Source organism: Sphingobacterium spiritivorum (genome assembly GCF_016724845.1).
GTDB lineage: Bacteria > Bacteroidota > Bacteroidia > Sphingobacteriales > Sphingobacteriaceae > Sphingobacterium > Sphingobacterium spiritivorum_A.
In genome coordinates this window covers 54,548-77,329 of record NZ_CP068082.1, presented here as the reverse complement: position 1 = coordinate 77,329, position 22,782 = coordinate 54,548, and the positions used below count along the sequence as shown (strand labels likewise).

Here is a 22,782-nt window from a genome sequence, read left to right as displayed (position 1 = left end):
AATAAATACAAGATGTATTCTTATTTTTGATATTAAATTGTATACAATATGAAGGAAGACTCGTTGTCTTATAAGGCGTATTTAGAGATCAGGAAAAAAATATTGTCCAATCAGCTTGTTGGCGGTGCCAGACTGATCGAGAGTTTCTGGGCAGATAAACTAAGTGTGAGTCGTGTTGCTATCCGTGAGGCTTTTATGCGTTTGGCCGGAGAGCAGCTTGTAGAGTTTGGAGGAAAAGGCGGTTGTTTTGTTAAAAAAATGACAGCTGATGATATCAAGGACATCCGCGAACTGCGCGAACTTCTGGAAGTCGGTGCACTCAAGATCTTGTTTACAAAAAGAGATAAAGCAGTGATCAAAGAGCTGGAGCTCATTTGTGACGATTTTTCTTCCATGGTAGAAAAAGGATATTATGGCGGAGCATGCGAAGCAGATGTGCGTTTTCATGAGAAAATAATCGAATCTACAGGCAATGAGCGCTTGCTGCATATCTATCATAACAGTAATATTCCTTTGTTTCATCTGAAGCTGGGCAATGCTCTGAGCCATATGGATGACTATAAACAGACTGAAGTAGAGCACCGTAAAATTGTGGAATACCTGAAGGAGGGTAAATTAAAAGAATCCATAGATACTTTGCTTGAGCATCTTGACAGAGGAGAGAAGGAATCTATTGAATTTTAGGTTGTTAAATTCACTAATCTGTATAATCTGACTGACGGCCGGAAGAGAAATCTTCCGGCTTTTTTTACTTTCCAGAACCTGTTCCAGCATAATATCCTCCCGATCTGCAGTCCTTATAAAATACCTTTGCATACGGTCTTATAACTGACCAGCACCCCCTTTTCTGCTTCTGTAATAACCAGTCCCAGGCTCCCGATGGGATCGAAAGCGCAATTTGTCGGATTGTTTCCTCCGGTATGTATTTTTGCAGACAATTGTCCCTGAGGATCATACTGATGTACCGTTCCTGATCCGTACACAGCAATATACAAGTTGCCTTCCTCATCAAATGCCATCCCGTCAGGACCAACAGGTCCTCCGGTATTTGTGAAACAGACAGGATTAGTCCATTCCATATTCTGGCTATCCCAGTTGCCTGTCCAGATGTTGTGTGTGCCGGTCTCTGCTATATAAAGTTTGCTGTGATCGGCATTGAAAGCCAGTCCGTTGGGGTAAAAAGAGACAGATCGAAATACCTTTAATTTTTGTTTTGGCGATAGCGCGCATATATATCCGTCACCTTTGGTAAGGCTGTCTCCGGAACAGGTGAACAGCAGATTGCCGTCTTTGTCGAACGCCAAATCGTTGGGCAGGTTTAAAGCATTGCCTTCCACCTGACTTACGATTATTTCCAGATCTCCGGTCAGACTGTTGAATGTTCGTATCTGATTGCGTTCCGAATCACAAAACCAGATCAGGCCGTTGTCATCTGTAGCGATGCCATTAGGTCTGCCACCGACTTCATACCGCTCTAATGAACCGTTCCGGTATCGGCTCAGGCAATTCCGCTGCTGCTCTACAAACCAAAGATCTCCGTTTGGAGTAAATGCAGGACCTTCCGGAAAGGAGAGGTTATCCAACAGGATAGTGGTGGTATTGTCGTTCATAACAGGTCAAATATAAAAAAGTAAAAATATATTTTAATTGTATACAAATATAATGTAATTTAGTATACAAATTAATCAGTTAGTTATAAGCCTGAATATACAGAACCGGACGATCTTACGATACCTGTACGTGTATATTAAAAAGCCATAGTACATCCGTTCCTGCATACAGCATATAACCGCATGTGATTATTTTTCACGGTAGTGACAAGGAGTAAAAAAATAATTGACAATCTAATATGACAAGATCTAAATCGTCCGGTGTATTGCTGGAAAATGAAAAATGGATTCCCGGGGGAGTAGTGTCCCTAAATAGAAAATCTGAACCTAATATTTGTTTCAAAAGCGGTAACGGCAGTAAAGTACGTGATCTGGACGGAAATGAGTACATTGATTATCAGGCTGGATTTGCGGCTTCCTTTCTGGGGCATAATGATCCGGATATAAATCGTGCGGTACAGAGTACATTAAGCGATCAGGCTGTATTAATGGGAGCCGGGCCTACTACGCTGGAGGGAGAGTTTGCTTCTTTATTCTGTCAGTCGGTGCCTACTGTAGACAGTATACAGATTACTACTACAGGATCTGAGGCAACTTATCACGCTATACGCATAGCCAGAGCGGTGACACATCGTGATCATATTATTGTGATGCAGGGCGGATATAACGGCTGGCACAATGATGTTTCCTGTAATGTAATCAGTGCATTGGAAGATATCGGTCCGCGTGTAAGTCCTGGAGAATATCCATTTGATTCTTCATCTGCAGGAGTACCCAAAGCACATAGTTCTTTAGTGCATATTGTCAATTACAATGATCTGGATTCTGTAGCCTATCTGCTAAAAAGATATGAGATAGCCTGTATTATTCTGGAGCCGATTCTACAAAATGTCGGAATTGTAAAACCTAAAGAAGGATATCTGGAAGGTTTGCGTAAATTGGCAGATGAAAATGGTTTTCTCCTTATTTTTGATGAGGTAAAAACAGGCTTCAGACATGCCCTGGGCGGATATCAGTCTATCTGTGGAATCAAGCCGGATCTGTCTACTTTTGGAAAAGCAGTTGCCAATGGCTATCCTTTAGGAGTGATTGCCGGTAAAAAGGAATACATGGATTACTTTGTGCATCCGGATAAGAAAGAAAGAGTACTTATTGCAGGTACCTTCAATGCTTTTCCGCTTACGACTGCTGCTGCTATTGCGACCTTACAAAAGTTGTCATCAGCAGAACATAATGTATATGGTCATGTGGAGCGTCTGGGTGAAATGCTGGAAAACGGACTGAAAGATATTTTTACCGCTAAAGGGATTACGCATTATATTGCAAGACAAGGGTCTGCCTTCTGTACTTATTTTATGGATCATGCTCCGGTAGATTTTCATGATATCGTCAATCATCATGATTTTCAGCTGGATACGGTATACCGTAAGAAACTGATCGAAGAAGGAATTTTTAATTTCCCGGCTCCGATCAAACAGGGAAGTATTTCTTTTGCACACTCAGTAGCAGATATTGAAGAGACATTGGAGAAAACCAGAAAAGTAATAGATCAATTATAACAGGAATACATACATGAAAATTACAGCTATAGAAACTTATGTGTGCCATGCACGGATGAGAAACTGGATTTTTGTAAAAGTAGTGACGGATCAGCCTGGATTATGGGGTTGGGGAGAAGCTACTTTGGAATGGCATACAAAAAGCGTTGTTGGCGCTATTGAAGATATTTCTCAACTGCTTATCGGAGAAGATCCCAGACGCATAGAACACCTTTGGCAGATGATGTACCGCCAACACTTCTGGCATGGAAACGGAATTGTCAGAGGAACGGCTATCAGCGGGATTGATATTGCACTATGGGATATTCTGGGTAAGATTCATAATGTGCCTTGTCATGAACTCTGGGGAGGCCGTGTCAGAGACCATGTTCGTCTGTACTGCCATTTGGGAGGCGGCAAGATGGAAGACTTTTATGAGACTGCTCCGGGAGATGCAAAACGATTTGGTGAATTAGCATTGCAGGCGGTAGAAGAAGGTTTTACAGCATTCAAATCAATGGCTGTGCCGGAGACTATGTCGCTGGAAGGCTTACAGCCTATCAAATATGCAGAAGCCTGTGTACGTGCGATGCGGGAAGCTGTCGGCGATCAGATCGACATTATGGTGGATTGCCATGCACGTCCGAGTCCGCGTATGGGGATGATGTTTGCAAAAGCACTGGAACCATATGGCCTGTATTTCTTTGAAGAACCCTGCTGGCCGGAAACTATGGAAGATATTGCGTTGATTCAGCGTGCGGTAACGACTCCGATAGCATCAGGAGAACGTCTTGTAGGTGTACATGCATTCCGGGAATTATTGGAGAAAAGAGCAGTAAGCGTTATTCAGCCGGATATTACCCATTGCGGAGGATTGACCGAGGCACGTCGTATCGGTGCACTGGCCGAGGCCTACCGGGTATCTATGGCTCCGCATAATCCGCAGGGACCTGTCAGTACAGCCGCATCTTTGGAACTAGGCTTTTCCAGCCCATCCTATATTATTTGTGAAAGTGTACACAGTGATGTAGAATGGCGTTCGGATGTTGTATCCGAAGGGTTTACCGTTCAGAAGCAGGGACGTATTGTACTTCCAAATCAAAAACCGGGATTGGGAATTGAGATCAACGAAGAGGAAGTCAAAAAGCATCCTTTTCAACAAGAGATATTACAGCGGACCTTCTACAAAGATGGTAGTGTAGGTGACTGGTAAAGAATATAGAGATGAACAAGGAAAGTTACTTTAATAATCAGGTCGTTCTTATTTCCGGCGGACTGGGAGATATAGGCCTGGCAACTGTCAAAGCTTTTGCAATGCAGGGAGCACGTGTGGCTATAGGAGACAGGCTAAGCCCGGAAGCAGCAGCACCTCAACTTGCCCGATTGCAGGAAGTCGGATACCTCTGCAGATACGATCAGGTGGATGTGCAGGATGCGGAGGCAGTAGAGCTGTGGGTGGAATCGGTAGCACAGCATTGGGGGAAAGTAGATGTAGCGATTGCAAATGCAGCAACAGTTACTTTAAAAGACTATCAACAGATCAGTACTGCAGAGTGGGATCAGGAGATAAAAGTAAACTTAAACGGTTCATTTTACCTTGCAAATGCAGTAGCCCGAAAGATAGTACAGCAGGGGAGTGCTGGTAATATCGTGTTTCTGGGAAGCTGGGCGGCACATGTTGTGCATCAGAATCTGCCGGCTTACTCTGTTTCTAAAGCTGCCATACGTATGTTATGTCAATCTATGGCATTGGAATATGCTCCTCACGGAATTCGGATCAATGAAGTCGCTCCTGGCTATGTCAATGCCGGATTGAGTAAGGAGGTATGGAGTCGGCATCCGGGACTGGCAGATCAGGCACGCGAAACCGTCCCTGTACGGGCGCTGATCGAGGCTGAAGAAGTCGCCGGTCAGGTGGTCTGGATATGCCATCCGAAAAACAGACATCTCACGGGAAGCACCATTCTGATGGATGGAGGTCTGTCCCTCAGCAGAAAAAGTTAACCGCCAATCAAACCTGAATTATGACCTTAAATGATACCTTAATAGCTGCTCACCATTCTTTTACAGGCTACTTTGGAGTAGCTGAATGCGATATTACCCCACCACTGGAGATCTATGCACGCAACTGGGGTGCCGCGCCATCTGATCAGGCTTCCGGATTACATCGGCCATTGCTGATGCAGTGTGTACTGTTCCGGGGTGAGGGAGGAATTTCTCTTGCAATGATCACTGCGGATCTGGGCTGGTGGAAAAATGAATCGGATGAACGAAACCTACGTCATTATATCCTGCAGCAAACAGCTCTTCAGGAAGAACAACTGCTGTTTTGCCTTTCACATACCCATTCGGGACCTGTTATATGTACTGCGGATGCCGATAAACCGGGAGGAGAATATATCCGGCCTTATCTGGAATCTCTGGCTGTACAGTCTGTAGAACTGATTCAGCAGGCTGAGCATAATCTGATAGCCGGAACACTCACCTGGACCTATGGAAAATGTGACCTGGCTACAAAACGTGACTTAAAGATTGATGACTCCTATCTGATCGGGTACAATCCATCCGATCGGGCAGATGATACGGTATTGGTGGGATGTATCAGAGATAATGCAAATCAGACTTTGGCAACATTAGTCAACTACGCCTGCCATCCCACAACATTTGCACATGAAAACAGTCTGTTATCTCCTGATTTTGTAGGTGCCATGCGTGAAGAAGTAACTGCAAAGACAGGTGGAATCTGTATGTTTTTACAGGGAGCATCAGGAGATCTGGCACCTATGGAACAGTATGTTTCAGATCCGGCAATTGTAGACCGGCATGGCAGAAGACTTGGTTTTGCGGTCTTGTCTGCTCTTGAATCCCTGTCTGCTAATAATCAGGGATTATATTTTAAGGAAGCACTGGTTTCGGGCGCACCGCTGGCTCTCTGGAAAATCTGTGATCTGCCTCCTCAGCAACTTCTGACAAAGAAAATAGTAGAAGTCGTTGTCGATTATAAAAAACTTCCTACTGTAACGGAGATTACAGCCGAGTATGAGGCTTGTACAGACCGGGTATTGAAAGACAGGCTTTGGCGCAAACTGAATACACGTAAAAGTATAGGCGATCAGAAGCAGGCTGTTATCAGATTGTGGGTATGGCAATTAGGAAATAGTGTCATTGTCGGGCAGGCAAACGAAGCATATTCCATTATACAGGAGCAGATACGTGCGGCATTTCCGGACAAATCGGTTGCTTTTATCAATATTGCCAACGGTTATGTCGGCTATTTGCCTCCGGCCGAACTCTACGGGCTTGATATCTATGCCGTCTGGCAAACACCATATGCAAAAGGAAGTCTGGAAATATTAATTAATAAAACTATTCAAGCCATTCAAGAATTAAAGTAGATGAAATTAGAGTTAATAGACATTACGATTTTTGTAGTTTACATTCTTGGTATACTATTTCTGGGTCTTTACGCTTCCAAATTCAATACCCAGACAAAAAGAGATTATTTTTTGGCAGGTGATAAACTACCCTGGTGGATGATCGGAGGAAGTATTATAGCCGCCAATATCAGCAGTCACCATCTCGTAGGGGCTATGGGTGCAGCCTACAGCAGAGGATTTGTGGCCATTACACTGGAATGGGGAGCGATACTGATCGGTTTCAATGCATTATTGTGGGTATTCCTTCCTTTTTATCTTAGAAACGGGTTTTATACTATTCCGGAATATCTTCAGAAGCGGTTCGGAAAAGCTACGCGAGCCGTCTATGCGATACTTATTCTGTTTACCTATATTTTTGTAGAGATAGGAGCCGTCCTTTTTCTGGGTGCTCTTTCCCTGTATGCATTATTCGGAGTTCCTATTTTGTACAGCGTATTCGGACTGGCTGTATTGACCGGAGTGTATACCATTCTGGGCGGTTTGCGGGCTGTGATCTGGACTGAAATGGTACAGTTGGTTGTATTAGTGGCAGGAGGTATTATATTAACCTTTGCAACAGTTAAAGAAGCAGGAGGGATGCAGGCGGTATGGGATTCAAGCCGGGACTGGAAAATGTTCTATCCGGCTGATGATCCGGATTTTCCATGGACCATGTATCTGGGTGGACTCTTATGTATCAGTGTGTTCTATTGTGCTACAAACCAGTTTATTGTACAGCGAGTACTGGCAGCCAAAAATGAATGGCATGGCCGTATGGGCGTGATTTTTGGCAACTACCTTAAATTTCTGGTTCCCCTGATCATCACTGTTCCGGCTCTGGTGGCACCGGTTTTTCTGCCTCATCTTGATAAACCGGACTTATTGTTCGCCACTTTGGTAGAAAAGCTACTGCCGACAGGATTGATCGGGTTAGTAATGGCAGGGCTTATTTCAGCTATTATGTCTCATATTTCAGGAGCTATCAACTCGTGTACAACCATTATGACAGTAGATATTTATCTGGAATATTTCAATAAAAATGCAACAGATAAACAGGCTGTTACTTTTGGCAGGAGATCCGGAGTAGCCATTATTCTGGTAGGTATTCTGAGTTCAATCTTATTAATCAGCTATTCAGATAAGCCTGTATTTCTTTACCTGATGAATTTGTATGGTTTATTTACTCCGGGTATCGCTACCATGTTTTTAATGGGGATTTTCTGGAAAAGAACAACTTCTTCAGGAGCCCTGACAGCAGGATTGCTCACTATTCCTCTATCCCTGATACTGGAGTTTTTGTTGCCCGAAATGCCGTTTTTCAACAGAACTGGAATTGTTTTCTGGACATGCATGATCGCTTGTGTGCTGGTGAGTTTGCTAACCAAACCTGTGCCGGAAGAAGTGCTGAAAGGATTAATATGGAATAAAGACAGTCTTCAACTGCCGGAATCCGAAAGACTGCGTAACAAGGGAATTCGAAATCCATTCTATTGGTGGTTGCTGATCACGGTAATTGTACTCTATTTTTACATCAGATATCATTAACCAAATCACAATAAAGTATAAGACTATCCCGGATCTCTGTATTCTTTTCAGTGTCCGGGATTTTTTTATACTATTTCAATTCATATAAACTGTTTTTACCGTATTCTCATTATATTGGGTAACAGGGAAGTGTAGCTATGTTCAAAACAGGGATAAGCTTTTTTTAACCGGATATTAAAAAGAATAGGAAATGATTAAATTATTACGTTTTATCGATCTGCATAACGGAGAAGATGCTAAGGAAAAAGTATTGGAAAATGTAACCTCCAATATTTCTTTCAGGGGTTCTAATCTCTGGATATTGGCCTGTGCTATTGTTGTGGCTTCTGTGGGCTTGAATGTGAATTCTACAGCAGTGATCATAGGTGCGATGTTGATCTCTCCTCTGATGGGACCTATCGTAGGTGCAGGATTTGCATTAGGGACCTATGACTTTGCGTTGCTGAAAAAATCGCTCAAAAACTTGCTGATAGCAACACTGGTCAGTCTTTCTGTCTCTTTTATTTATTTTTTGCTCAGCCCGTTTAAAGATGCACAATCCGAATTACTGGCCCGTACTTCCCCAAATATCTATGATGTACTCATTGCCTTCTTCGGTGGATTGGTCGGTGTGATTGCCATTACAAGAGTAGAAAAAGGAAATCCTATACCCGGAGTAGCAATTGCTACAGCTTTGATGCCTCCGTTGTGTACAGCAGGCTATGGTCTGGCAATAGGCAATCTGTCTTATTTTGCCGGAGCACTATACCTGTATTCCATAAATTGCTTTTTTATCTGTATCTCGACATTTTTTATTGTTAAGTATCTGAAGTATCCGAAAGTGAAATTTGTGGATAAAGGTAGAGAGAAAAGAATAACACGAACGATCACCTTATTGATAATGGTGATGATAATACCGAGTTTCTATCTGGCCTATGTACTTTTACAACAAAAGAAATACACCCAGTTAGTAGATCATTTTATCAATACTGAATTAGTTCAAAAAGGATATACTGTAGTCTATGAAAAGACATCGTTCAACAGCAATCCAAAAAAAATAGAACTGGCTTTTCTGTCCCGGAAATTCACTCCTGAAGAAATAAAGAAACTTAATCTGAGTTTGTCCGGATATGGTATCTTCAATACGCAATTGATTATTCGTCAGGATAGTACTGATCTCAAGAAAGATATTTTAGAGGAGATCAACAAGCGCTCTGAAAACCTGTCACAAAAAGATATTGCTATTCGTAACCTGACCAATGAACTGGCAATGTATAAGTTTGATGACCCGAAATTGATCAACGAAATTGATATTCTGTTTCCGGAAATAAAAGTCTATTCCGTAGGTAAGCAACTCCATGTGATCCGTCAGGATAGTACAGTAGTCAATACAGTGTTGCTGTACGAAGCAGAATCGCCTTTGACTGATGAAAATAAATCCAAATTGCAGACCTGGCTGGGGAGTAGAATCAACGATCCTCATATTGAGATCGTAAGACGATAAAAACAAATGGCCTTCATTATCAGAAATGAAGGCCATTTGTTTGTTATATTTAAGCAACAATCATTAATTCACTGCTGTCTTCTTACTTGCTGATGATAGTACGAGATATCCCAGTAGTCCGGATACTAATGAACCAATTAAAACTGCAAATTTAGCTTCATCAATTAAGAGCTGATCATCAAAAGACAGGATAGAAATAAAGATAGACATGGTAAATCCTATACCTGCCAGGAGGCCCGTTCCGGTGATGTGCATCCAGTTTGCATTTTCCGGCAGACTACTTATTTTCAGTTTGGTTGAAATGTAGCATGTCGTCAGGATACCGACAGTCTTACCGACAATCAATCCGGCAATAATACCTACTCCCAATGCAGAAGTAAGACCAGCAATCATTTCCTGATGGATGGTAATATTAGTATTGGCCAACGCAAATAGCGGAATAATAATAAAGTTGACAGGATTTGTCAGGGCATGTTCCAGTTTTTCAAGAGGAGATTCCTGCGCATCCGGTGTCGTAGGTAAAGTCATTGCCACCAGAACTCCCGCAATAGTAGCGTGTATACCGGAATGGTGAATGAAATACCATATAAAGATACCCGGTATAAGATAAGCCCAGATGTTTTTGACGCCAAATCTGTTGAAAGCTAATAATACAATGAATATGCCTAAGGCATACATGAGATAGGTGAAATGCAGATCTCCGGAATAAAAAACGGCTATAACAAGGATCGCCAGCAGGTCATCTACAATAGCCAGGGCGGCCAGAAAAATCTTTAAACTAGCAGGGACCTTTTTGCCCAGCATCGTTACTACAGCTAATGCAAAAGCAATATCTGTCGCCATCGGGATACCCCATCCGTGTTGGGTAACTTCACCAAGATTGATCACCGTGTATATAGCTGCCGGAAGTAATGCGCCACCGATGGCGGCAAGAATAGGAAGCATCGCTTTTTTCGGAGATGATAACTCGCCTTCTACCAGTTCCCTTTTGATTTCCAGACCAACCAGTAAAAAGAAAATCGCCATCAAACCGTCATTGATCCACAGGAGTACAGAATACTTTAGCTGCACAGCCTCACTTTCATATCCGATATGATAGTTGAGGATACCCGATAGCTTGTCAGCCAAAGGCGAATTGGCTATAATCAAAGAGATAATCACACAGGCAAAAAGTATAATTCCTCCTGCCGTACTGGATTTCAAAAATTGCTTGAAAATATTCAGATTAATAAGTTTCATACTTCAAATCTACAATTTTCGAATGTAAAACAGGCTGGAAATTGGCTAATAATGCCATCTTCACCGTTATATTTAACCGGATGTGGACTCTCGTATAATCAATTGTGTGTCTAATTCAATACGCTCGATATTGATAGCATAGTTCTTTCTTTTCTTATCCAGCATCTCGATGATTTTGCGTGCTCCAAGCCGGCCCATTTCTGTTGCAGGTTGATATATACAGGACAAAGAGGGATAAAATGAACTGGAATAGGTGGAATTGGAAAATCCGATCAGCGCTACGTCTTCAGGTATTCTGAGCCCCATATCTTTTAGGATACCACTCATTTTATTGGTCAGAAGATCAGTAGCTGTAAATATAGCATTGGGCTTTGTCTTTGTCGCAAACAGTGCTGATAGTCTGGTTTTGATCTCTTCTTCCAGTTTGCTTTTGTCCTGCAGATCAAAGTCCAGAATATAACCTGACTTTACAGGGATTTTGTTTTTCCGCAGACAGTCTTTAAAGCCATTCAGCCGTTCCCGTATTACCCCGGCATTTCGGCCGGTGACATGCACGATCCTTTTATGTCCCAGGTCCACCAGGTGCTGGGTAGCATCATAGGAGCCTTCAAAATTCTTAACACCGATTTTGTTTGATTTAAGTCTGTTGTTGATGCGGTCTACCACTACAATCGGAAAACTGGTGTCATGCAACCTTTGCAAATAGTCGATATTGGGAGTGTTTGCAATAGGAGAGATGATAATCCCATCTACTCCTCTTGAATTGAGGATATCTATACACTTGCGCTCGCGCTGTACATTTTCCTTACTCTGCATAATGACCAGCGTAAAATCTGTCTCTACGATTACTTCGTCAATTCCTTCCAGTAATTGAGAAAAAAAAGAATTTCCAATGGTAGATACAATGACGCCAATGATATTACTTCTTCCCGTTCTCAGGCTTCGCGCTGAAGAATTGGATTGAAAGTTGTTTTTTTCTGCATATTCGCAGATCATTCGTTTGGTATCTTTATTTACCTCATGGCTGTCCGATAATGCTTTAGAAACAGTGGATATAGATTTATTGACCGCCAGAGCAATATCCTGGATCGTAATTTTTTTCATCTGTATATGAATTGTCTTTAAACAGAGATGAAACTGTCATCTTTTTCACCTGAATTCAACGGGCTTTTGTGTTGAATAACGCAAGCTCATATATTTTATTTGTAAATAGGTTTTAAAAATCATGATGGTTTCATAAGAAATAAAACAAACTGACCTTAAATCTATGCATTTTGTAACGAATTTTCAAGACAAACCCGATTTATTCTGTTAATAAAACAGAAGTAAAGTTTTCAGACTCCTCTGGGAAGCAACCGGAAAAACTGACGACATGTACATCACCTGTAAAATGAAATCTTTATTGTGCGTGAATTTTAGAAATGTATTGTTTGAATTGTGTAAATTAGGGTATGAATAAGAGTGAGAGTATATCCGAATTTTATGCCCGTGTTCCGCAGGTCAGCAGGGAGCTGCTGCCTGAGGCACAGGCGGTAGGTGTCGGCCACTTTAATGTGTTCACGCGTGATGCCTGTTCATTTCTTGCACCTTACAGCCGCAGGGACTTCTTTAAGGTCTCCTATATTATCGGAAAGGGACGTCTCTATTTTGCGGATCAGTGGATTTATATAGATAAACCTGCTTTGCTTCTTTCCAATCCTAAAGTACCTTATGCCTGGGAAGCCGAATCAATGGATCAGAAAGGCTGGTTTTGCCTTTTTACTGACAGCTTTCTGAATCATGATGAAAAGTTTAAGTTCTTTCAGCAGACACCCTTATTTCAGACGCATATTCACCCTGTTTTTTTTCCGAACGAAGTTCAGCAACAGGAAATTTCAGCGATTTTCAAGCGCATGCTGGTAGAAATTAATTCCGAATATCTCCATAAATATGATGTTTTGAGAAGTTATCTGCATGTGCTGGTTCATGAAGCATTGAAGATTCAGCCCCCTGATACATTTGTCAAACATAAAGATGCGTCTGCCCGTATTACCGAACTATTTCTCGAACTATTGGAGCGGCAGTTTCCTATAGATACACCTGAGTTCAGACTGCAACTTCATACACCTAAGGAATTCGCAAACTGCCTATCAGTTCATATCAATCACCTGAATCGATCTGTCAAGAAAGAAACGGGAAAGACAACAGGCGAACTTATTGCAGGTCGTATTCTGGGAGAGGGAAAAGCGCTGTTGCAGCATTCCAACTGGTCCGTTTCAGAAATCGCATACAGCCTTGGTTTTGAATCTCCGGCATATTTTACCAATTTCTTTAAAAAATATCAGCAACAATCCCCGGTGGAATACAGAAAGAATTTTGTTTGATTAATGTAAGTCGCATGCTTGCTGATAAAAGGCGGTTTTCATTGTGAAGAAAGGTGTTAAAGGAAATTAAATCTGATGAAATTGTATCAGAGATTTTTGTGTAGTTTTATGAGATACAAATAGCGTTATTCCCAGATAATCAGGATGAATATATTAAAGATCAATAGATGAAAAATTTATTCAAGGCAATAAGAAATAGAAACATTGGCGAAGTCTCCGGAATTATAGATAAGAATCCGGCATTGATAAATGCTGTTGCAAAAGGCATATCAGAAAAAGACGATGGCGAAATTCCGTTACAAACTGCTATCAAGACTGATAATTATGAAATTGCCGAATTACTTATTAAACGGGGAGCAAATATAAAATTTGGGGAAACAGAAAGTGAAAACCAGGAATGGCGAAAACCGGTCTTACATTTTGCAATTTCGGCCGTTGTTCACAATTCAAGATTTGCCATTTATATACCTAAGTACAGCAGCCAGAATAAATCAGGATTTTTAGGTTTATTTAAAAAGGATCAATGGAAGATACAACCTGAACCCACTGTAAATTACCGGAAAGCAATTGAACTATTACAATTGATTATCACACAAGGTGCGCATATTAATGCAACTGACAGTTATGGAATTGGTGTTGTTGAAGTACTGTGTAATGAAATTGAGAATGTTCAACTAGATCGTTCAAAACCATTGACTCAGGAAAGTATAGATGACTTATATCCGGTTTTTGAATTAATAAAAGCGACAAAAATCAGTGATTTTAACATACCAAGTAAAAGAGGGAATACTATTTATGATAACTATAAGCATACAATCGATCAGATTATCCTGAATAAGAAGTATAATTTTGTTTGAAGTGTGTTAGTTGTTTTTAAAGTTTATAAAATTTTGTCTTTTAAAAGTAATAAGTTATATTTGAGAAAATATAAACCGTAAGTCAAATCATCATGGAAGCAAATCAAGTAGAACTTTTGGTTTCATTGGCTAAAAGGATAAAATCTGAACAAAAGGATAGAGATAGAGTCGTGGCTACTTTACAGTCAGCAAAAATTCTGACCAAAAAGGAGAACTTTACAGGGCATTACAGCAACTTGAAAAAAATTTTTAAAGGTATTAAGTAATGTATAGAAGACGACCAAACCTCATGCTTGGTTTTCACGGGTGTGATGAACTCGTCAGAAATCAATTAGTAACTACACCGGATATTGTAAAAAAAAGTCAGGAAACTTATGATTGGCTTGGTCATGGATTCTATGTTTGGGAGAATAATTATAAGAGAGCATATAAGTGGGCGTTAGATAAAAAATTAAGAGGAACACTTGAAACACCTTCCGTTGTCGGAGTTATATATCAACTCGATTATTGCTTGGATTTTACTGATTCTGAATTTATAGATATCCTTTCATCCTATTATGAATTGATGAAAGATGATTTATATGTTGCAGGTAAAGATCTTCCTAAAAACAAGAATTTGACAAATGACAAATATCAGGATCTGATTTTGAGGGAATTGGATTGTGCAGTAATTGAATATCTGCATCAAAAAATAAATGAACAAATAAATGCTGATGTTTCTTCCAAAGATTTTAGCGAATTGAAACATTTTGATACCAGCAGAGGAGTTTTTACAGAGGGAGGGCCTGCTTTTGAAGGTGCCGGAATCCAAACTAAAAACCATATTCAAATCTGTATCAGAAATCTTAATTGTATAAAAGGTTTTTTTATACCCAGAAAGGAAACTGAATTCCCATAGAAGACATTCTGCAATAAGAATTTTGAGAAGTAGGTTTGCAGTTTTAAGTCTTTATTTTATTATCTTTTCTCAAAATTTATCAATAGCCAGATGAAAATCCTTGAATTAATTTTACTGTTGTCGCTATTCAGTAGTCAGGTTTTTGCGCAAAAAACTCAGGAAGCTCTTCTGATTGAATCTTTTGTTGATACACATACGGATGATAAGGGGAAATTTTCGCATCAACTCCGGTCTGTACTGGAAAATCATGATATAAAGACATTCAAAAATTTTGAAAGAGTTTTAGACAGTCTAAATTCAACGTTTACAATAAAGAATTCTGAAAAAGGGGATTATGAATTATTTACTTTAGCAAATGGATTTGATCATTGGAGTTATATTCTTAAAAATAAGGTGATCATAAATCAGTCAGAAATGACTTTTGATTTTTTTTATGAAATTCACAATCTGCCAAATGGGGAATATCTGCTTATAAAAAGAAGCGATGATATGTCTTTCTCCTGTTCTGAGGCCATTATTTATAATGGCAATATAAAATATGACTATTCTGATATCTCTGCTAATGGGTCGGATGGAAAGAAAGTATTATCCGTTTGCAGCTGGACAAATGTTGATGAGAGCTATCCGGGTAAAATTGATACAGAAGCAGGGCGTGAAATTGCCGAAGGCGGATTAAAAAGCTATAAACCCATAGAAATTGAATTTGATCCGAAAAAACAGCTTATTTTTTACTCTTTTCACCGAATGAAAGACGGACGAAAAATAACAAGAAAGGCAAAATACAGGAATTCTGATTTTAAAATCAAAAGTTATGATGCGAGATCATTCGAAGAATAAAAATACTTTAAAATAAGTGTTTACCGCTCTTCTCTATATGCACCAGCAATACATTGGAAAACACGTAACATGAAAGACAATAAAAAATACATATTTACATCTGACCGGCTTGGATTTAGAAACTGGGATCTGGCCGATATAGACAAATTGTATAAAATAAATACAGATAGAAAAGTAATGGAGTTTTTTCCGGATGTTTCTACAAAAGAACAGACAACAGAATTTGTCCATAGAATGAAACGTCAGTTTGAGGACAAAGCATTTTGTTATTTTGCCGTTGAAAAGCTTGAAGACACAGCATTTATTGGCTTCATCGGACTTTCTGAACAGACATATACAGCAGATTTTACACCTTGTGTTGACATCGGCTGGAGAATCAGTAGTACCGAATGGAATAAAGGTTATGCGACAGAAGGAGCGAAAAGGTGTCTGGATTATGCCCGGAATGTACTAAAGCTTCAGGAAGTATATGCAGTTGCACCAAAAATAAATCTGAAGTCTGAACATATTATGAAAAAAATAGGACTGAAAAAGCAATATGAATTTGAACATCCTTTACTGACAAATAACGAACGCCTCAGAACTTGTGTATTGTATAAAACTGAAAAATAAAACGCCCCATGATACTGCCGATCAAACCGTTTGACGGACAACACTGTGAAACGACTGCAACGGGAACGTTGTTGAGACAGCTTGATATTGATCTGTCTGAACCTCTTCTTTTTGGTCTGGGAGAAGGATTGGGGTTTATATTCTGGAATATGAAATCCATGACATTTCCCTTTATTGGAGGGCGTATTAAAACAGACCTCTTAACTCAAAACATTGCAGAAAATCTGAAACTTGAACTAACGGTCAGGGAGACAGCATCCGTTCAAAAAGCCTGGCATAAGGTCAAAGAGTGTTTAGATAGCGGAAAAGTTGTTGGTTTAAAAATGGACTGTTTTCATTTGCAGTATTTTTCACGTTCCTTTCATTTTGCAGGACACTATGCCGCTATTTACGGTTATGATGATGAAAATGCGTATCTGGTTGATACTCGACAGCAGGGCGGGCGCGTAAAAACGAGTTTAAAAAGTCTGGAATTGGCAAGAGCAGAGAAAGGACCGATGTCTTCCAGAAATTTGTATTACACGTTACAGAAAACAGATCATAAACTGGATATGAAAACTGCAATTACAGCAGCCATCCGCAATAACGCTGCAGATTATCTGAATCCGCCTATTACAAATATCGGTTACAAAGGAATTTTAAAAACAAGCACAGAAATAGTCAAATGGTTCAAGACCAGTAAAGACATTCAAAATGAATTTAAGACATCTGCTATGATGATGGAGAAAGCCGGGACAGGAGGGGCTTTGTTCCGGAACTTATACAGAGATTTTTTAAAGGAAAGTTACAACCTGCTAAAAATTGAAAAACTAAATACAGGCTACGAATCCTTTTCAGAGATTGCAGAACTATGGACTTCGATTTCACAATTGTTTGATAAAGTGAGCGAGACAGCAGACTTAAGCTACATACTTAAGGCATCAGCAATTTTGAAAATAATAGCAGACAAAGAAAAAAAGACTATGGAACTATTGCTGACTGTATAATCACTTCATGAGTTAGAAACATTTGAAAAATATTTCGATTCAAGTCTGTTTTTTTGCAGAGTATAAACTATTAAATGCTTAGAGATTTCCGGATGAATTAGAGTAATGTGAGAGCTTTTAATGGAAAGCTTATCAGAAATAAATCAATTAAACTATCAATATTATGAGCTTAAAAACATTAATAACAAACAGCGTTGATTATAACGTTTGGGTAACAGAACAATTAGTAGCCTGGTTGCAAAGTTTTGATGAAGAATTACTGTACAAAGAATGTCCGTCCAGTTTCAGCAGTATAGCAAAAACACTTAAACATATCAGTGATACACAGCTGTATTGGTCTGCAATGATACGAGGAACGGCAATTCCAACTTTTGATTACATAGCTACTGAGGTTGACATTAAGACAGAAATGGAAAATCTGGTAAATGAAGCTAAACTTCTGGCAGCTTATGTAAAGGAAAACGAGGAAGGGATGAGTGAAACCTATTTAATAAAATCAGAATGGTTTTCTTCAAATTTTCCAAAATATGAATACTTACAACATCTGATTATTCATACGACCTACCATCGGGGGCAGATCGTCACCATCGGACATCATGTAAAAGGTACAAAAGCTCCGATGATGGATTATAATTTCTGGAATGTAATGAGTCAGCAAGCTACATAGATGTTTATCATTACGAATTTAAGAGTGCTTTAGATTCTGTTTGATTTCTGTAAGTGATGGTTTGATCTTTGTAATTACTTTACTGCGGGTATACCTAACTTTGAATATCAAAATATAAGAGGTATGAAGTATAGAAAATTAGGAAAATCAAACGAAGACGTTTCTGCCGTTGGCTTAGGCTGTATGGGGATGAGTTTTGCTTATGGTGCATCTGACGATCAGCAAAGTATAGCGACTTTGCATAAAGCTTTGGATCTGGGGATTAATTTTTGGGATACAGCCGACATGTATGGCAACGGTGCCAATGAGGAATTGCTTTCAAAAGTACTTGTGCCTAACCGGGATAAAGTCTTTATTGCTACCAAGTTCGGATTTAGATTCCGGGATGGGATTGCACGGGCAAGCAATGCCAATGAAACTTACTTTGACGGCTCTCCGGAATGGATCAGGGTAGCCGTAGAAGATAGCTTGAAGCGACTAAAAGTAGATGTTATCGATCTGTATTATGCTCATCGTGTAGATCCGAATATCCCTGTCGAAGAGACTGTAGGTGCAATGTCTGAGTTAGTGAAACAAGGCAAAGTCCGGTATCTGGGTCTTAGTGAGGCTTCTCCCGAATCACTCAAAAAAGCGAATGCAGTACATCCGATCATGGCTCTGCAGAGCGAATATTCTTTGCTTACAAGAGATGTGGAATCAGAAATATTGCCGTTATTAAAGGAAATGGATATCGCATTGGTGCCTTATTCACCCTTAGCGAGAGGATTGGTCACCAATACGCTGGATGTAAATCAGCTGGAAGATCAGGATTTTAGAAAATTTCTGCCACGGTATCAGGGCGAAAATCTGGAAAACAATACAAATCTGGCGGCGGCATTTGCTTCCTTTGCCAGAGATAAAGGCGTTTCACCAGCACAGCTTGCACTGGCGTGGGTGCTTGCACAGGGAGAGCAGATTATTCCGATACCGGGAACACGCCACACAGAGCGCCTGGTCGAAAATGCAGCAGCTGTTGATGTGTCTCTTTCGCCTGCAGAATTACAGGAAATCGAAAAGATACTGGCGCAGTATCCGAATGTCGGAGCACGCTACAATGAGGGATCTATGAAACTGGTCAATCGTTGATCCGATAGATAAGCAGAAGAATTTTTCTAAACTCACAGGCTCAGGTTTCTGTCTTCACAAGACAAGAGACCTGAGCTTTTTAGCTATATAAGTATTCTTAAAACATATAATTTAAAAAAATATTCAAGTTTCTTTTTTTAAATTAAACACCTGTTATTCAGTTATTTAATTTAATATTCAGCTGTGCTCGTGATCTTATTTATACGTGCAGAAGAAAAATAATCAGAAATTTTAAATCCATATCTCATCCGTTGTCGTAGATGAGGGAAACTACTGATTATAATTATAAACGTTAAATAGGATAACTATGAAAAATCTAACCACAAAAAATCCTACGTCATCAATACAGGAAGAAATATTGACTGACGAAAGGTTGAGAAGAAGAGACTTCTTAAAATTTGCAGGAGCCAGTGCCGCAGGTTTGGCCATATTGGGGATGAGCAGTTGTAAGGACGATGATGATATGGTAGATATGGGCGGTAAAGAATATTACTTCGGAAGCGGAGATATTGCTATTCTTAACTATGCTTATGCACTTGAACAATTGGAGGCCGCATTTTACATTCAGGTAGCTGCATCTCCGTATTCGAATATTTCGGACTGGGAAAAAACCTTGTTTACCGATATTCGTGACCATGAAGTAGCGCACAGAGAGTTTTTTAAAGCTGCTTTAGGTAAAAATGCAATTGCAAATCTGGAATTCAACTTCTCAGCGGTTAATTTTTCCAGCCGCGACAGTGTACTTGCAACGGCCAAAGCTTTTGAGGATCTGGGGGTGTCGGCCTACAATGGTGCTGGCTGGTTGATAAAAGATGTCAACTATCTGCTGTTGGCGGGCAAAATTGTATCAGTGGAAGCAAGACATGCAGCTCTTGTCCGTGACCTGATCGACAATGGTAGCTTTGCCAATTCGGAAGTAATAGACAGCAATGGTCTGGATGTAGCCAAAAGTCCGACCGTAGTGTTGCAGACTGCAGCTCCGTTTATTAAATCCAAGATTAGTGTTCAAGATTTACCCACCTATTAATCCTTAGTATTATGAATTTATTCAATCTTTTTGAAACGATTACGCAAGTTGATCCGGAGTTCAACGAACGCGTGAGTCCTCGTCGTGAGGCTATAAAAAATATGACATCTTTCGGCAAAAAAGTTACGCTTGCTGCAATGCCTTTTGTCCTGAGTGAATTATTGAAAAAAGCATACGGACAGGTTCCGACAGATGTAAATGGTGTATTGAATTATGCGCTGACACTGGAATATCTGGAAGCCGAATTCTATACAAAAGGAGCTGCAGCAGCAAATCTGGTTCCTGCCGGCAAACCCATGGGAGCGATCACGACCATCAGAGATCATGAAGTGGCTCATGTCAATTTCCTGAAAACTGTACTCGGAAATAATGCAGTTGCAAAGCCTACATTTGATTTTACAGCCGGTGGTACTTTCGGCAATGTATTTACAAATTATGATACATTCTTGGCACTAGCACAGGCTTTTGAAGATACCGGAGTACGTGCTTATAAAGGTCAGGCCGGCATTCTGAAAGGAAACAGAGTCGTATTGACCGCCGCTTTGCAAATCCATTCGGTAGAAGCCAGACATGCTTCACATATCCGTCAGATGAGAAGAGCCAGGGGCGGAGCAGCAGCAGATCAGAAACCATGGATCACGGGAGCCAACGATAGTGGCATAGGTGCAGTAGTGGATCCGATATATGCAGGAGAAGATAATAAAGTACAAGGAGGTGTGGATATCACCACGCTGAATGCTGTAAATGGTAAAGTATCTGCAAATGCAGCAACTCAATCTTTTGATGAACCGCTAACGGCTGAAGCTGTGTTGAATATCGCAAGTCTTTTTATTGTTAAATAATTAGTGAGTACCACCCATATTTTGATACCTTCTGCTTAGCTTATATGGAAGGTTAGAAATGTACACGTGCACAACTATGGGCAGTCGCATACAAATATGTTTGCGGCTGTTTTTTGTTTAAATAGGTTCCGGGGTTTTTTATATTTAAGAAATTCAGTACCAAAGATCAGCGGCCGATGCTTTTTATAAGTGATGTGCGGAATATTAGTTTGATGGTATCGTCTATCTCCAAAGGGAAATTAATATTGGGGAAGTCCACGTAAACATTTAAGCAGTCCCAAGCTACACAAGTATGAGCTTAGATATTGCCCATGACATACATCTGGGACATAGTAGGAGTAGGGCTTCCGCCTTGTTTCTCTAATGTGATTGCAAAAGCCTGAGCACTCGGGATTGTACTCATCATATTGACATCTACAGCCTTGTCCTGCGGGAAGACTCCGGCATCTACAGGTTTACCATCTACGATAGCCCAGAGCTGGTATTGCATGCCTTCCGGTGCAGCAGGCATATTTTCCATGCTCAGATATACATTTTTGCTGTTTGAATCCCAGAATACCAGCGCTTTCAGACCAGGGTGATTTTCTACTCCGGCCAGTGTAATTGTCTTCATCTGCGGATCATGCATCATTTTCCATTTGTCCTGCAGATTAGCCAGTGCCTGTTGGTTTACATTATTTTCTGCTGCTACTTTTGTAAGCTGCAATTCGTTTTCTTTGGATTTATTGTGCAGATAAAGATTGCCCAGTAAGCTACAAATAGAAATCAGTGAAGCTGCCACTGCAATACGGCTCATAGTACGTGAGGACTGTCTGCTATCCAGATTTTTAATCCTGGGATCTTCTTCGCTTTTCTGTTCAACAGATAAAGGATTTTCTTCAGCCTGTGAAATAAAAGGGACTATCTTTTCATTATCTGAATCTGTACTCTCCTGAGCGGATATTTTGTCCCAGATTGCCGTTTTCAAACCGGAAGGAGGAGGCATAGCATGGACCGTAGCAAAATCTTCCAGCGTTAGTTGCGCCTCCAGAATTGCTTGCTCCACTTCCGCATTATTTTTGCGTACGCACTCCAGAATACTTACTTCTTCTTCAGAAGCAAGCCCCATTACGTAAGCTTCGATAATGCCAGACGATATGTACTCTTTAATGTCCAATTTATTGATAATCTTTAAGTAATCTCCTTAGTTCGATGAGCGCTCCTCTGGTTCTTGTTTTGACAGTGCCTAAGGGGATATCGAGCTTTACTGCTATTTCATTCTGCGTATATCCTTCAAAATATGCCATTTCTATTAATTCCCGCCAATCGGCCTTCAGTTCATTTAATACATTTTTGAAACCGATATGGTCCACATTCTCTGCCACCGCAAAATTATTAATTTCTTTATCATCTACGATATTTGGAAGAGATTGGTTTTTTTGTTCGTTCTGAACACTTTTGGATTTGATGTAATCAATAGCTGTGTTTCTTGCAATATTGATCATCCAGGTATACAATCTGCCTTTTCCGGCATCAAATGAATGGATATTATTCCATATTTTTACAAATATATCCTGAATCACTTCATCCGCATATTCTTTGGTGTTGACAATCCGGATGATAACCCCATATAACGCTCCTGCATAATTATCGTAAAGATAATTAAACGCCTTCTCGTCTTTGCTTTGCAAAGAGGCGATAAGTTGTTCTTCAGAGGTGTTATTTGCGTTATTCAATCAAACAGGCTTTGTACTCAAA

General features: G+C 40.2%; 23 protein-coding genes. 18 read left to right on the top strand and 5 right to left on the bottom strand.

Annotation, left to right across the window (positions count from 1 at the left end):
* The first annotated feature begins 48 nt into the window (after positions 1-48).
* Positions 49-684 (top strand): GntR family transcriptional regulator, encoded by a 636-nt coding sequence (locus tag I6J03_RS00390; protein WP_002994377.1) that lies wholly within the window; start codon positions 49-51, stop codon positions 682-684.
* Between the two features lie 113 nt (positions 685-797).
* Here I6J03_RS00390 and I6J03_RS00385 read toward each other — a convergent pair whose 3' ends face one another.
* Positions 798-1,610, bottom strand: a complete 813-nt coding sequence (locus I6J03_RS00385; protein WP_003007151.1) for an SMP-30/gluconolactonase/LRE family protein — start codon at positions 1,608-1,610, stop codon at positions 798-800.
* 239 nt (positions 1,611-1,849) lie between these two features.
* Here I6J03_RS00385 and I6J03_RS00380 point away from each other — a divergent pair, with 239 nt between their 5' ends.
* The 6 genes from I6J03_RS00380 to I6J03_RS00355 all read left to right on the top strand — a co-directional run bounded on the left by I6J03_RS00380 (position 1,850) and on the right by I6J03_RS00355 (position 9,592).
* A complete protein-coding gene (locus I6J03_RS00380) occupies positions 1,850-3,169 on the top strand; it encodes an aspartate aminotransferase family protein (protein WP_003007149.1) in 1,320 nt (439 codons plus the stop codon).
* Positions 3,170-3,182: 13 nt separating this feature from the next.
* A complete protein-coding gene (gene dgoD, locus I6J03_RS00375) occupies positions 3,183-4,361 on the top strand; it encodes a galactonate dehydratase (RefSeq protein WP_002994381.1) in 1,179 nt (392 codons plus the stop codon).
* Between the two features lie 11 nt (positions 4,362-4,372).
* A complete protein-coding gene (locus I6J03_RS00370; RefSeq protein ID WP_003007146.1) occupies positions 4,373-5,152 on the top strand; it encodes an SDR family NAD(P)-dependent oxidoreductase in 780 nt (259 codons plus the stop codon).
* A gap of 20 nt (positions 5,153-5,172) precedes the next feature.
* The gene (locus I6J03_RS00365; protein WP_201694053.1) at positions 5,173-6,543 is read left to right on the top strand and encodes a hypothetical protein; all 1,371 of its coding nucleotides are present in this window, start codon (positions 5,173-5,175) and stop codon (positions 6,541-6,543) included.
* Positions 6,544-8,109, top strand: a complete 1,566-nt coding sequence (locus I6J03_RS00360; RefSeq protein ID WP_003007141.1) for an SLC5 family protein — start codon at positions 6,544-6,546, stop codon at positions 8,107-8,109.
* Between the two features lie 190 nt (positions 8,110-8,299).
* A complete protein-coding gene (locus I6J03_RS00355; RefSeq protein WP_003007139.1) occupies positions 8,300-9,592 on the top strand; it encodes a DUF389 domain-containing protein in 1,293 nt (430 codons plus the stop codon).
* Between the two features lie 63 nt (positions 9,593-9,655).
* Here the strand turns inward: I6J03_RS00355 and nhaA are convergent, their stop codons facing one another.
* Complete coding sequence (nhaA, locus tag I6J03_RS00350; RefSeq protein ID WP_003007137.1) at positions 9,656-10,831, bottom strand: Na+/H+ antiporter NhaA; 1,176 nt, start codon at positions 10,829-10,831, stop codon at positions 9,656-9,658.
* A 72-nt stretch (positions 10,832-10,903) separates the two neighbouring features.
* Positions 10,904-11,935: a LacI family DNA-binding transcriptional regulator gene (locus tag I6J03_RS00345; RefSeq protein WP_003007135.1), complete on the bottom strand. Its 1,032-nt coding sequence runs from the start codon at positions 11,933-11,935 to the stop codon at positions 10,904-10,906.
* 347 nt (positions 11,936-12,282) lie between these two features.
* On the opposite strand from I6J03_RS00345, the gene I6J03_RS00340 reads away from it, so the two are divergent.
* From I6J03_RS00340 to I6J03_RS00290, 11 genes are all read left to right on the top strand, one after another.
* Positions 12,283-13,194, top strand: coding sequence for a helix-turn-helix domain-containing protein (locus I6J03_RS00340; RefSeq protein ID WP_201694051.1), 912 nt, complete (start codon positions 12,283-12,285; stop codon positions 13,192-13,194).
* A 167-nt stretch (positions 13,195-13,361) separates the two neighbouring features.
* Positions 13,362-14,051 carry an ankyrin repeat domain-containing protein gene (locus I6J03_RS00335; RefSeq protein WP_003007129.1) on the top strand — a complete coding sequence of 230 codons (690 nt, stop codon included), beginning with the start codon at positions 13,362-13,364 and terminating at the stop codon, positions 14,049-14,051.
* Between the two features lie 92 nt (positions 14,052-14,143).
* Positions 14,144-14,317, top strand: a complete 174-nt coding sequence (locus tag I6J03_RS00330; protein ID WP_003007127.1) for a hypothetical protein — start codon at positions 14,144-14,146, stop codon at positions 14,315-14,317.
* A complete protein-coding gene (locus I6J03_RS00325) occupies positions 14,317-14,949 on the top strand; it encodes a hypothetical protein (protein WP_003007125.1) in 633 nt (210 codons plus the stop codon). Before I6J03_RS00330 ends, I6J03_RS00325 begins: the two co-directional genes overlap by 1 nt.
* A 90-nt stretch (positions 14,950-15,039) precedes the next feature.
* Positions 15,040-15,786: an MBL fold metallo-hydrolase gene (locus I6J03_RS00320; protein ID WP_003007123.1), complete on the top strand. Its 747-nt coding sequence runs from the start codon at positions 15,040-15,042 to the stop codon at positions 15,784-15,786.
* Positions 15,787-15,855: 69 nt separating this feature from the next.
* Positions 15,856-16,398, top strand: a complete 543-nt coding sequence (locus I6J03_RS00315) for a GNAT family N-acetyltransferase (RefSeq protein ID WP_003007121.1) — start codon at positions 15,856-15,858, stop codon at positions 16,396-16,398.
* An 8-nt stretch (positions 16,399-16,406) separates the two neighbouring features.
* The gene (locus I6J03_RS00310; RefSeq protein ID WP_003007119.1) at positions 16,407-17,384 is read left to right on the top strand and encodes a BtrH N-terminal domain-containing protein; all 978 of its coding nucleotides are present in this window, start codon (positions 16,407-16,409) and stop codon (positions 17,382-17,384) included.
* A 163-nt stretch (positions 17,385-17,547) separates the two neighbouring features.
* Entirely contained in the window at positions 17,548-18,051 is a 504-nt protein-coding gene (locus I6J03_RS00305; protein ID WP_003007117.1) for a DinB family protein, read from the top strand.
* A 123-nt stretch (positions 18,052-18,174) separates the two neighbouring features.
* Positions 18,175-19,176, top strand: coding sequence for an aldo/keto reductase (locus I6J03_RS00300; protein ID WP_003007115.1), 1,002 nt, complete (start codon positions 18,175-18,177; stop codon positions 19,174-19,176).
* 307 nt (positions 19,177-19,483) lie between these two features.
* Positions 19,484-20,203, top strand: coding sequence for a ferritin-like domain-containing protein (locus I6J03_RS00295; protein ID WP_002994395.1), 720 nt, complete (start codon positions 19,484-19,486; stop codon positions 20,201-20,203).
* An 11-nt stretch (positions 20,204-20,214) separates the two neighbouring features.
* The gene (locus I6J03_RS00290) at positions 20,215-21,045 is read left to right on the top strand and encodes a ferritin-like domain-containing protein (protein ID WP_003007113.1); all 831 of its coding nucleotides are present in this window, start codon (positions 20,215-20,217) and stop codon (positions 21,043-21,045) included.
* Positions 21,046-21,343: 298 nt separating this feature from the next.
* On the opposite strand, the gene I6J03_RS00285 is transcribed toward I6J03_RS00290, so the two are convergent.
* Both I6J03_RS00285 and I6J03_RS00280 read right to left on the bottom strand, forming a co-directional pair.
* Positions 21,344-22,201 carry an anti-sigma factor gene (locus tag I6J03_RS00285; protein ID WP_003007110.1) on the bottom strand — a complete coding sequence of 286 codons (858 nt, stop codon included), beginning with the start codon at positions 22,199-22,201 and terminating at the stop codon, positions 21,344-21,346.
* 1 nt (position 22,202) lies between these two features.
* Positions 22,203-22,760, bottom strand: coding sequence for an RNA polymerase sigma factor (locus tag I6J03_RS00280; protein ID WP_003007108.1), 558 nt, complete (start codon positions 22,758-22,760; stop codon positions 22,203-22,205).
* Between the last annotated feature and the right edge of the window lie 22 nt (positions 22,761-22,782).